The following is a 12448-nucleotide window of genomic DNA, read 5'->3' on the forward strand; positions in this document are numbered from 1 at the left end:
CTTGTCATGACGGACTCGACAACCGAGCTGACGGTCGCCGCCATCGAGCAGCGACTCGGCGAATTTCTTGAGACGAAGACCAAGCAGACCTGGGAGCCGGAGGTGGACCTGTTCGCCTCGGGCGCGGTCTCCTCGCTCTTCGCGATGGAGCTGGTGGTGTTCGTGGAGGGCACGTTCGGCGTCGCGGTGGAGGGCGCCGACCTCGCCATGGACAACTTCCGTACCGTGCGGGCCATGACCTCGCTGGTGAGCCGGCTGCGCAGCGGTGGTGACGGTGCTTGACACCCTGACGGCGTCGGTGACCGAGACGGTCGCCGACGCCGCGAGCGAGTGGGACGTGGCGTGCGAGATCCCGCTCGACGTCCTTCGGGAACTCGGCTCCAAGGGTGTGCTGTGCGCCGAGGCGAACCCGGAGTTCGGCGGCCTCGGTCTGTCCGGCATGGACAACGGGGCGCTCACCGCGCACACCGGCACGCTGTGCAGCTCGCTGCGCAGCGTGATGACCTCCCAGGGGATGGCCGCGTGGACGATCCAGCGGTTCGGTGACAAGGCGCAGCGGGTGGAGTACATCGGCCGGCTCACCGGAGGGGATCTGGCCGCGGTGGCGTTCAGCGAGCCGGGCGCCGGCAGCGATCTCGCCGCGATGAGCACCGAGATCCGGCGCGAGGGCGGCGAGATCGTCGTCGACGGCACCAAGTCGTGGATCACGGTCGCCGGTTACGCCGACTGGATCCTCGTGTTCGGCCGCTACGAGGGCGGCGGCGCCGTCGCCCTGGTGCCGGCGTCGGCTCCCGGTGTCCGCGTGACCCGGGTGGCCGATCCGCTCGGCTGCCGGGCGGCCGGGCACGCCTCCGTGGTGCTCGACCAGGTGCGGTTGCCCGAGGAGAACCTGCTCGCGGTGGCCGGCCAGCCGGTCGTCATGATGACGACCATCGCGCTGACCTACGGTCGGCTGTCGGTGGCCTGGGGATGCGTCGGCATCCTCCGCGCCTGCCTCACGGCCGTCGCCCGGCATGCCGCTCACCGCGAGCAGTTCGGCAAACCCCTGGTTCAGCACCAACTCGTCGCCCGGCACCTGGCCGAGCTCTACGCGGCGGAGCGGACGGCGACGTTCGCCTGCGAGCAGGCGAGCCGGAGCTGGGACAGCGGTTCGCCGGAGCAGGTGACGGAGTCGTTCCTCGCCAAGCACGTCGCGGCCGGGAACGCGGCACGTGGCGCGGCGTCCGCCCTCCAGGTCCTCGCCTCCGCGGGTGCGGCGGGCGGGCACGTGGTGGAGCGGGCTTACCGCGACGCGAAGTTGATGGAAATCATCGAGGGCAGCAACGAGATCTGCCAGCTGATGCTCGCCGAGCACGCCGCCTCGACGGCGCGCTGAACGGTCGAACGGAGGGGGAGCGGAGATGTCCGAAGCACAACCGGTCGTGAAATGCCTGATCTGGGATCTCGACAACACACTGTGGAAGGGCACGCTGGTCGAGGACGGTCACGTCGAGGTCGACGACGCCGTCCGCAAGGTCGTCATGGAACTCGACGCCCGCGGGGTGCTGCAGTCCGTGTCGAGCCGCAACGACCACGACGAGGCGTGGGCACGGCTTGAGTCGTTGGGCCTCGCGGAGTACTTCGTCCTGCCGCACATCGGCTGGGGCCCGAAGTCGGACTCCGTACGGAGCATCGCCGAGCGGCTGAACTTCTCGCTGAAGACGATCGCGTTCATCGACGACCTGCCGACCGAACGCGCCGAGGTCGGCTACCACCTGCCGGACGTCCGGTGCTACCCGGCCGAGGACGTCGGCCTGCTGCTCGACCTGCCCGAGTTCAGTCCGGCGGTGGTCACCGTCGACGCGCGACGGCGCCGCACGATGTACCAGGCCGGGTTCGAACGGGACCAGGAGCGGGAGAGCTACCGGGGCGCCGACGAGGACTTCCTGCGCTCGCTCGACCTGGTGATGCGGATCGGCAAGGCCAGGGACGAAGAGATCACACGGGTCGAGGAACTGACCCTGCGGACCAGCCAGATGAACGCGACCGGCGTGCACTACTCGGACGCCGCGCTGCGCTCGCTGCTGTCCGACGAGGACCACGAGGTGCTGGTCGTCTCGATGTCCGACCGCTTCGGCCCGCACGGCGCGGTCGGGGTCATGCTGATCGAGAAGACCCCCGGGGCCTGGCGCATCAAGCTGCTGGCGACGTCGTGCCGGGTCGTCTCGTTCGGCGCGGGCGCGGTGCTGCTGCGGTGGCTCACCGACGCGGCGGCGCGGGCCGGTGTGCACCTCGTCGCCGACTTCCGGCGTACCGAACGCAACCGAATGATGGAAGTGGCCTACCGGTTCGCGGGGTTCACCACCGCGGAATGCGAGTGCCTCGCCCCGTTCTCGCCACCCGAGGGGACCGAGAGCCTGCACCTGGAGGCGGTCCGGCAGGACCCGCCGACGACCATGCGCGTCATCGCTCCCGAACCGCTGGTCGGCGGAGAAGAAGCGGAATGGCGGTAGGTCGGGATTCATCGCACGGCTGACGCTGAACACGGACGATCTACGGGGGATCTCTTGCAGTTCTTGGTTCTTGGCCCGTTGAGACTGATGAACGACGAGAAGCCGATCGCGCTGGGCGGCGACCGGCGGCGGGCCACGCTCGGCCTGCTGCTGCTCAACGCCAACCGGGAGGTGGCGACCAGCAAGCTCCTCGAAGGACTGTGGGGCACCGAAGAGACGCCCGCGACGGCACGGAAGATCCTCCAGAACGCGGTGCGTGGTCTGCGCGTCATGTTCGCCGAGCACACGCGTGGCGACACCCGCCCGCCGGCTCTGCTGACGTGCTCGCACGGCTACCAGCTCCAGGTCGACCCGGAACAGGTCGACATGTTCCGGTTCTACCGCCTGGCGCAGGCCGGTCGCGCGGAGCTGGCGGCCGGCCGTCCCGGTGCGGCGGCGGCCACTCTGCGGGAAGTGCTCGCGCTGTGGCGCGGGCAGGCGCTGGCCGACCTCGTGGAGGCCGGGCATTCCTGGTCGGAGCTGACCGCCCTGCAGAACGCCCACCTGGACGTGATGGAGGACTACTACGAGGCCGAGCTGGCGAACGGGCGCCACCAGGCCGTCCTCGGTGAGCTGGAGGCGATGGTCGAGGCCGAACCGCTGCGGGAACGGGCGTGTCATCAGCTGATGCTCGCGCTGTACCGCAGCGGCCGGCAGGCCGACTCCCTCGCGGTGTACCGGCGGCTGCGGCTGAGGCTGGCCAAGCAGCTCGGTCTGGAACCCGGCCGGGAGCTGCGGCTGCTGCAGCACGCGATCCTCGTGCAGGACCCGTCCATCGCGGTACCTGCCGGGCAGGCGCGCCCCGTGGTGATCTCCGGGCTCGGGCAGGAGGCGGAGCACCGTGCGCGAACGCTCCCCCGGCCGGTCCAGCTGGTCCCGCCGACGGAGGCCGAGGGCCGGAGCCTGGTCAGCGCCGTGCTGATCCGCGCCGACTTCGGGGCCGGCAGCTGGGGCGGCGGCGTCGGCGAGGCCCTGGAACGCACCGCCACGACCGTGCGCGAGGAGGTGGAGCGGCTCGGCGGCGTGATCGCCGGGTCGACCGGCTCGGTCATGCTGGCCCTGTTCAGGCCCGTCTCCCCGCAGGCGGACGGCACCGATCAGGCCGCCGAGCGGGCGGTCTGCGCCGCGATGTCGCTGCGGCAACGGATCTGCTTCGACGCGCCGGACGGCGAGCGGCCCGAGCTGCGGGTGGCCGTGTCGACCGGTGAGATTCCCGCCCGTCCCCACGACGCGTTCCTGGAGCCGCTGCCGGTCAACGGTGCGCTGCTCGTCGACTGCGAGTCCCTGCTCCAGTTCGCCGAGGACACGGAGATCGTGGTGTGCGACCGCACCAGGAGACTGACCGGCTCGGCCATCCGGTACGGCCGGGAGGGCGGACCCCGCCCGCGGTGGACGGCCGAGGGGCTCTCCCACGACGCCTCGGCGGAGTCCGAGGCCCTGGACCGCGAACCCGAACTGGACGTACTGAGCAGCCTGTTGGAGCGGGTACGCCGTCGCTCCCGGCCGCATCTCGTCCTGGTGCTGGGTGCCCCGGGGATCGGGAAGACGCCGCTGCTCGCGGAGTTCGAACGCCGCGTCGAGAACGCGGCGACCATGCGGCTCGACCCCGGCGGGCAACTGACCAGTCCGAACGTGGCGAAGCTCGTCGACCGGCGCCCCCTCGTGGTGTTCGCCGACGATCTGCACCTGGCCGACAACTCGGTACTGGAGATCGTCGAGGACCTGCTGGATCCGCCGGAACCGATGCCGCTTCTGGTGGTCGCCGCGGCCCGGCCGGAGCTGTTCCGCAGGCGACCGGGGTGGGGTGCGGGCCAGCGGCACGCCAGCCGGATGACCCTGGAGCCGGTGACGCTCGACGCGCCCGCGGAGGACGAAGCACCGGAGGGGCGCGACATGCCGAGGCTCTGCCATGCCGCCAGTTGAGCGCGGACCCGTTCGTTGGTCCGGGGAGCCAGATTCGCCTCCCGGTCTGGGGTTCTTGAACCCGGCTGCCCACCGCCCCCGCAAGGTTAACTGGCCCCGTTGAGTACTCGGCCGGAGGAGTGACGAGACGATGGAGAACGAGGGCAGGCTGCGGAACTACCTCAAGCAGGCCGTTGGGGAGTTGCAGGACACGCGCGAGCGCCTGCAGGAGCTGGAGCGTGCGGCCGCCGAGCCGATCGCGATCGTCGGCATGGCGTGCCGCTTCCCGGGAGGTGTCGTCTCGCCCGACGGGCTGTGGGAGCTGGTGGCCAACGGCCGGGACGCGGTCGGCGAGTTCCCCTCCGACCGGGACTGGGACGTCGACGGCCGGTACGACCCGGACCCCGGCGTGCCGGGCAGCTTCTACGCCCGCGGCGGTGGATTCCTGTACGACGCCGCCGAGTTCGACGCCGACTTCTTCGGGATCTCGCCGAGGGAGGCGCTGGCGATGGACCCGCAGCAGCGGCTGCTGCTGGAGACCTCGTGGGAGGCGCTGGAGCGCACCGGGATGGACCCGCAGTCCTTACGGGGCAGCGACACCGGGGTGTTCGTCGGACTGATGGGCCACAGCGGCCAGCGCTACGGGCTCGGCGCGGAGGAGTCCGGGCAGGGCGGCGACGGCTTCGGCGGGACCGGCAGTGCGGCCAGTGTCGCCTCCGGCCGGGTCGCGTACCTGCTCGGCCTGGAGGGGCCGGCCCTGACGGTCGACACGGCGTGTTCGTCGTCCCTGGTGACGATGCACCTGGCGAGCCGCGCCCTGCGCGCCGGGGAGTGCTCGCTGGCGCTCGCCGGAGGGGCTGCCGTCATGGCCACCCTGGACACCTTCGTGGAGTTCTCACGCCAGCGCGGGCTGGCCGCGGACGGACGGTGCAAGGCGTTCTCCGCGACGGCGGACGGCACCGGGTGGTCCGAGGGCGCCGGCATGGTGGTGCTGGAACGGCTCTCCGACGCCCAACGGCTCGGGCACCCGGTCCATGCCGTGATCCGGGGCAGCGCCGTGAACTCCGACGGCGCCTCCAACGGCCTCACCGCTCCCAACGGCCCGTCCCAGCAGCGGGTCATCCGCCGCGCACTGAACGACGCGGGCCTCACACCCTCTGACGTGGACGTCGTGGACGCGCACGGCACCGGCACCCGGCTCGGCGACCCGATCGAGGCGCAGGCGCTGCTGGCGACCTACGGCCAGGAGCGGCCGGAGGGACAGCCGCTGTGGCTGGGCTCGTTGAAGTCCAACATCGGGCACACCCAGGCCGCGGCCGGGGTCGGTGGCGTGATCAAGATGGTGCTGGCGCTCCGGCACGGGATGCTGCCGAGGACGCTGCACGTCGACGAGCCGACCCCCGCGGTGGACTGGGAGTCGGGCGCGGTGGAACTGCTGACCGAGGAGCGGGCCTGGCCCGAGGCCGACCGGCCGCGCCGGGCCGCCGTCTCGGCCTTCGGGATCAGCGGCACCAACGCCCACCTGATCATCGAGCAGGCCCCGTCGAAGCCGGAGTCCGAGGCTGAGCCGGTGCGGGATCCGGAGTCCGGGCACGCGGCCGTACCACTGCTGCTGTCCGCCTCCTCCCCGACGGCGCTGGAGGCCAGGGCGCGGCAACTGCACGCCCACCTGACGGCCCACCCGGACATGCCCGTGGCCGGTGCGCTGGCCACCCGCGCACCGCAGTTGCTCCAGCGCGCGGCCGTGACCGGCGACGACCCGCTGCCGGGACTCCAGGCACTCGCCGAGGGACGGCCGTCCCCGGACGTCCTGCTCGGCACCGCACGCCCGCGCGGCAAGACGGTGTTCGTGTTCCCCGGCCAGGGCTCGCAGTGGTCCGGCATGGCACTCGACCTGTACCGCGAGTCCGACGTCTTCCGCGCCCAGCTGGACGACTGCGCCGAAGCCCTCGCCCCGCACGTCGACTGGAACCTCCTCGACGAACTCGCCGGGCCACTGGAGCGGGTGGACGTGGTCCAGCCGGCACTGTGGGCCGTCATGATCTCGGTCGCCGCACTGTGGCAGCACCACGGTGTGGCCCCCGACGCGGTGATGGGCCACTCCCAGGGCGAGATCGCCGCCGCGTACGTGGCCGGAGGACTGTCCCTCGCGGACTCCGCGACCGTCGTCGCCCTGCGCAGCAAGGCCATCACGCGCCTGTCCGGCACCGGCGGCATGGCATCCGTCCAACTCCCGGCGGCCGACACGGCGCACCGGATCGAGCGCTACGACGGCACGGTGGAGATCGCCGCGGTCAACGGGCCCGGCAGCACGGTCGTGGCGGGCACGCCCGCCGACCTGGCCGACCTCGTCGCGTCCTGCGAGGCCGACGGGGTCCGCGCGCGGATCATCCCGGTGGACTACGCCTCGCACTCGGCGTCCGTCGAGGCCCTGCGGGACGAGATCATGACGGCCTTGTCCGGCCTCCGGCCGCGGCCCACCCGGGTTCCGTTCCACTCCACGGTCACCAACGAGGTCGTCGCCGGCCCGGAACTGGACGCCGCGTACTGGTTCCGCAACCTGCGCCGGACCGTCGGCTTCGCCGAGGGCACCCGCGCGTTGCTCGACCAGGGGCACCGGGTGTTCGTCGAGGTCAGCGCACACCCCGTGCTGACGACCGCCATCGGCGAGACGGCCGAGGAGGCGGAGGTGCCCGACGCGGTCGTGCTGGAGTCGCTGCGCCGTGACGACGGCGGCCCGGCGCGCTTCCGCGCCGCGACGGCCAAGGCGTACGTGCACGGCATCGACATCGACTGGCGCATACCGCCGGCCGCGGCGGAGCTGCCGACCTACCCGTTCCAACGCCGGCGCTACTGGCTGCAGGAACCCGTGGGGGCCGGCGACACCGCGGCCCTCGGTCTGCGACAGGCGGACCATCCGCTGCTCGGCGCGATGGTGCGCACGGCGGACGCGGAAACCCTCGTACTCACCGGACGGCTGTCACGCACCGCACAGCCGTGGCTGGCCGACCACGCACTCGGCGAATCGGTCCTGCTGCCCGGTGCCGCGATGGTCGAACTCGCCCTGCACGCCGGGGACCGGATCGGCTGCGGTCATCTGGCCGAGCTCACCATGCAGGAACCGATCGTCCTCGACGCCGAACTGGACCTCCAGGTGCTGATCGGCCCGGAAGCCGGTGACGGGCGGCCGGTGAGCGTGCACACCAGCCCGAGCGGGACGGACGACTGGACCCGGCACGCGCACGGCATGCTGACCGCCGAAGTCCCCGCCGCGCCGGACGATCTGACGGCCTGGCCGCCACCGGGCGCGGTCGCCGTGCCGGTGGACGGGTTCTACGAGTCCCTGGCCGACCGCGGCTACTCCTACGGTCCGGCCTTCCGCGGCGTGCGCGCCGCATGGCAGGACGGCGACGTGTTCTACGCGTCGGTCGAGCTGCCGGAGGACCAGGACGTCTCCGACTTCGGCCTGCACCCGGCGCTGCTGGACGCGTCGCTGCACACGGCCGGCCTGGCCGAGACCAACGGCGTACGCATACCGTTCAGTTGGACCGACGTCCACCTGTTCGCGACCGGGGCCAGGACGGCCCGGGTGCGCCTGTCCCCGGTGGGTTCGGGCTCGATCGCGCTGCTCGTGACCGACGAGTCCGGGCAGGCGGTGGCTTCGGTGGGGGAGCTGGCGCTGCGGCCGGTGGACGCGGGCGCGCTCGGGCAGGCCCGGGTGGACGCCTCGGCACTGTTCGGCCTGGACACGGTGGCGGTCGAACTCCCGGATCCGCCCGCGGAGCAGGGCTGGGTCACGCTCGCGCCGGACGGCGACGACCGCCCGGCCCCGCCGGTGTCGGCGACCGCCGCACTGTGGACGTGCCCCACCGGCGAGCTGGAGGACGTCGTCGCCCGGACGTTGCACGTGGTGCGGGAATGGCTCGCGGAGCACCACCTCACCGACGTCCCGCTCGTCGTCCTCACCCGGGCGGACGAGCCGGCGCACCGCGCGGTGACCGGGCTCCTGCGTACCGCGCGCACCGAACACCCCGGCCGGATCCGCCACATCGACGTCGACGACCATCCGCACACGCGGGCCGCGCTGCCCGCCGCGATGGCCGCCGACCATCCGGAACTGATCGTCCGCGGTGGTCACGGCGCGGTGCCGAGGCTGGTCCGCGCGTCCGCGTCGCCGGCGCTGGCGGCGCCCGATGACCAGCCCTGGCGGCTGGCCCTGACCTACCGCGGTGAACTCGACGGACTGTCCCTCACCACGTGCCCCGAGGTGCTGCGTCCCCTGGAGGCGGGCGAGGTGCGCGTCGCGGTGAGGGCGGGCGGTCTGAACTTCAAGGCCGTGCTGCTGGAACTCGGCATGGTGCAGCAGGACGAGTGGTCGTCGCTCGGCGAGGGCGCGGGAATCGTGCTGGAGGTCGGTGCGGACGTCACCGGGCTCGCCCCCGGTGACCGGGTGATGGGCCTGTTCACCGGCGGCCTGGGCTCCGTCACGATCTCCGATCGCCGACTGGTCGCCCCGATGCCGAAGCGCCTGTCGTTCGCGCAGGCCGCCGGTGTTCCCGTGGTGTACCTGACGGCGTACTACGGTCTCGCGGACCTGGCCGGACTCCGGGCGGACGAGTCGCTGCTGCTGCACGCCGCCACCGGCGGTGTGGGCTTCGCGGCCCTGCAACTCGCCCGGCACTGGGGCGCCGAGGTGTTCGGCACCGCCAGCTCCGGCAAACGCGACGTGCTGCGCGCATGGGGTTTCGACGACGACCACCTCGCCGATTCCCGCAGCCTGGGCTACGCGACGCACTTCGGGAACAGCACCGGCGGTCGTGGCGTGGACGTGGTCCTCAACGCGCTGGCGAACGAGCACGTCGAGGAATCGCTCGCCCTCATGCCGCGCGGTGGACGGTTCGTGGAGATGGGCAAGACCGACATCCGTGACGCCGAGGAGATCGCACAGGCGTATCCCGGAGTCCGGTACCGGGCGTTCGACGTGATGGAGGCCGGGTTCGACCGCATCGGCGAGATGCTGGAGGAGATCCGTGTCCTGTTCGACGAGGGCGCGGTGCGACCGATGCCGCTCACCACGTTCAGCATCCACCGCGCACCGGAGGCGTTCCGGTACCTCAGCCAGGCCCGGCACGTCGGCAAGATCGTCCTGACGCTGCCGGCGCCGCTCGACCCCGACGGCACGGTGCTGGTCACCGGCGGGACGGGAGTGCTCGGCGGACTCATCGCCCGGCACCTGGTCACCGAACACGGCGTGCGGCGGCTGCTGCTGACCAGCAGGCGCGGCCCCGACGCCGACGGCGTGACCGAACTGGTCGCGGACCTGAGCGCGGCGGGCGCCGAGGTGTCCGTGGTGGCGTGTGACGTCGCCGACCGGGAGTCCGTGGCGGAACTGATCCGGTCCGCGCACCGGCTGACCGGAGTGGTCCACGCGGCCGGGGTGCTCGCCGACGGCGTGCTGGAAGCCCTGACGCGGGAAGACCTCGACACCGTACTGCGGACGAAGGCGCGGTCGGCGTGGCACCTGCACGAACTGACGCAGGATCACGACCTCTCCCTGTTCGTGCTGTTCTCCTCGGCCGCCGGAGTGCTGGGCAACGCGGGCCAGGGCGGGTACGCCGCGGCGAACGCGTTCCTCGACGGCCTCGCGGAACACCGCCGCGGGCTCGGGCTGCCGGGCATGTCGATCGCGTGGGGCCTGTGGGCCCAGGTGAGTGCGATGACCGGGCACATGAGCGAGACCGACCGGGACCGGCTGGCCCGGATGGGACTGGGCGCGATCACCGACGAGCAGGGTCTGGCCCTGTTCGACGCCGCACTCGGCCTGCACCGTCCGGTGGCACTGGCGGTGCCGGTCGACGTGGCCCGCCTGCGGCAGAGCGGCCGGCCGGTGCCCGAGTTGCTGGCCGCGCTGGACCCGGCCGCACCGGCCCGGCGCCGGGTCGTCGCGTCGGCGGCTGCCACGACCAGGACGGACCGTCTGGTCGAACTGCCCGCACCGCAGCGGCGCAAGGAACTGCTGGAGCTGGTACGGGAGTCCGCGGCGATCGTCCTCGGGCACAGCACGGCTTCGGCGGTCGACGCGGACAGCGCCTTCAAGGACCTCGGGTTCGACTCACTGACAGCGGTGGAGCTGCGCAACCGGCTGGGCAACGGCACGGGGCTACGGCTGCCTCCGACGGTCGTGTTCGACCACCCGACACCGGCCGAACTCGCCGGTTTCCTGGACGAACTCCTCGTGCCCGCCGAGGAGACGACCGTGCGCTCGCTCGTGACGGAACTCGACCGGCTCGCCGTGGCGCAGCTCGACGAGAACGAGCGGGGCGCGCTCGCCAAACAACTGCAGGAGGTGCTGCGCCGACTCACGGCGCCCGCCGACCCGGAGGAGGAGCGGGACTTGACCGCGGCCTCCGACGACGAACTTTTCGACTTCATCGACGGCGCACTCGACACCGCGTGATCTCGCCTGTCCGAACAGAAACAGAAGGGGACTGCCCGGTATGTCCAACGAGCAGAAACTTCGGGAGTATCTGAGGCGGGTCACGACGGACCTGCAGCGAGCACAGCGAGAGCTGCGCGACGCCCAGGCCGTCGCCCGCGAGCCGATCGCGATCGTCGGCATGGCCAGCCGCTTCCCCGGTGCCCCCCGCACCCCCGAGGAGCTGTGGGAACTGGTCCGGGACGGCGGGGAAGCCCTCACGGACTTCCCGGCCGACCGGGGCTGGGACCTCGACCGGCTGTCCGACCCGGATCCCGACGCGCCGGGCACCACCTACCTCACGCAGGGCGGCTTCCTGCCCGAAGCCGGCCAGTTCGACGCCGAGTTCTTCGGGATATCGCCGCGCGAGGCGCTGGCGATGGACCCGCAGCAGCGGGTGCTGCTGGAGACCTCGTGGGAGGCGCTGGAGAACTCCCGCATCGACCCGGCGTCGCTGCGGGGCAGTTCGACCGGCGTGTTCGTCGGCGTGATCGCGCAGGAGTACATGCCGCGCGCGGGCACGACGCCCGAGGAGCTGGAGGGCTTCGTGCTCACCGGCGGCACCACCAGTGTCGCCTCGGGCCGGATCTCCTATGCGCTGGGCCTGGTCGGGCCGACGATGACGCTGGACACGGCGTGCTCGTCGTCGTTGGTGTCGATCCACCTGGCGGAGCAGGCACTGCGGAGCGGGGAATGCGACATCGCCCTCGCGGGCGGCGCCACCGTGATGTCGGGCCCCAGTGTGTTCGTGGAGTTCTCCCGGCAGCGCGGGCTCGCGCCGGACGGCCGGTGCAAGGCGTTCTCTGCCTCGGCGGACGGTACCTGCTTCTCCGAGGGTGTGGGCGTGCTGGTGCTGGCGCGGCTGTCGGAGGCGCAGCGGCGGGGGTTGCCGGTGCTGGCGGTGATCCGTGGCAGTGCGGTGAACTCCGACGGTGCGTCGAACGGTCTGACCGCGCCGAACGGTCCGTCCCAGCAGCGGGTGATCCGGCAGGCGCTGGCCAACGCGGGTCTTTCTCCCGCCGAGGTGGATGTGGTGGAGGCGCACGGTACGGGGACGTCGCTCGGTGATCCGATCGAGGCGCAGGCGCTGCTGGCGACGTATGGGCAGTCCCGGTCGGGCGACGAGCCGCTGCTGCTGGGTTCGTTGAAGTCGAACATCGGGCACACGCAGGGCGCCGCCGGGGTGGCCGGTGTGATCAAGATGGTCATGGCCATGCGGCACGGCGTCGTGCCGAAGACCCTGCACGTGGACGAGCCCACCCCCGCGGTCGACTGGACGGCAGGATCCGTCGAGTTGGTGACCGAGACGCGCTCGTGGCCCGAGACCGGGCAGCCGAGGCGCGCGGCGGTGTCCTCGTTCGGGATCAGCGGCACCAACGCCCACGTCGTCCTCGAACAGGCCCCTGCGGATGCTCCGGAGCCGGCCCGCGAGTCGGGTACCGAGCCGGGTTCCGGGTCGGGTTCTGGTGTGGGTGTGGGTGTGGTGCCTGTGGTGGTGTCGGGGCGGTCGGTGGGGGCGTTGCGGGGGCAGGCGGAGCGG

General features: G+C 72.2%; 5 protein-coding genes and 1 pseudogene. All 6 read left to right on the forward strand.

Features of this window, described 5'->3' with window-relative positions; translation table 11 throughout:
• Positions 1 to 6 precede the first annotated feature (6 nt).
• Positions 7 to 282, forward strand: coding sequence for an acyl carrier protein (locus tag ACFVUT_RS11895; RefSeq protein WP_389645722.1), 276 nt, complete (start codon positions 7 to 9; stop codon positions 280 to 282).
• Positions 266 to 1375, forward strand: coding sequence for an acyl-CoA dehydrogenase family protein (locus ACFVUT_RS11900; RefSeq protein WP_389645724.1), 1110 nt, complete (start codon positions 266 to 268; stop codon positions 1373 to 1375). Before ACFVUT_RS11895 ends, ACFVUT_RS11900 begins: the two co-directional genes overlap by 17 nt.
• Before the next feature lie 25 nt (positions 1376 to 1400).
• Positions 1401 to 2492 carry an HAD-IIIC family phosphatase gene (locus ACFVUT_RS11905; RefSeq protein ID WP_389645727.1) on the forward strand — a complete coding sequence of 364 codons (1092 nt, stop codon included), beginning with the start codon at positions 1401 to 1403 and terminating at the stop codon, positions 2490 to 2492.
• Positions 2493 to 2579: 87 nt separating this feature from the next.
• Complete coding sequence (locus ACFVUT_RS11910) at positions 2580 to 4454, forward strand: BTAD domain-containing putative transcriptional regulator (RefSeq protein ID WP_389645730.1); 1875 nt, start codon at positions 2580 to 2582, stop codon at positions 4452 to 4454.
• Positions 4455 to 4602: 148 nt separating this feature from the next.
• Positions 4603 to 10890, forward strand: a pseudogene (locus ACFVUT_RS11915) (type I polyketide synthase); the annotation flags it as partial.
• A gap of 40 nt (positions 10891 to 10930) precedes the next feature.
• Positions 10931 to 12448: type I polyketide synthase (locus ACFVUT_RS11920; RefSeq protein WP_389645736.1), on the forward strand; the 1518-nt coding region annotated here is incomplete at its 3' end.

The organism is Streptomyces sp. NPDC058051, assembly GCF_042885475.1.
Lineage (GTDB): Bacteria > Actinomycetota > Actinomycetes > Streptomycetales > Streptomycetaceae > Streptomyces.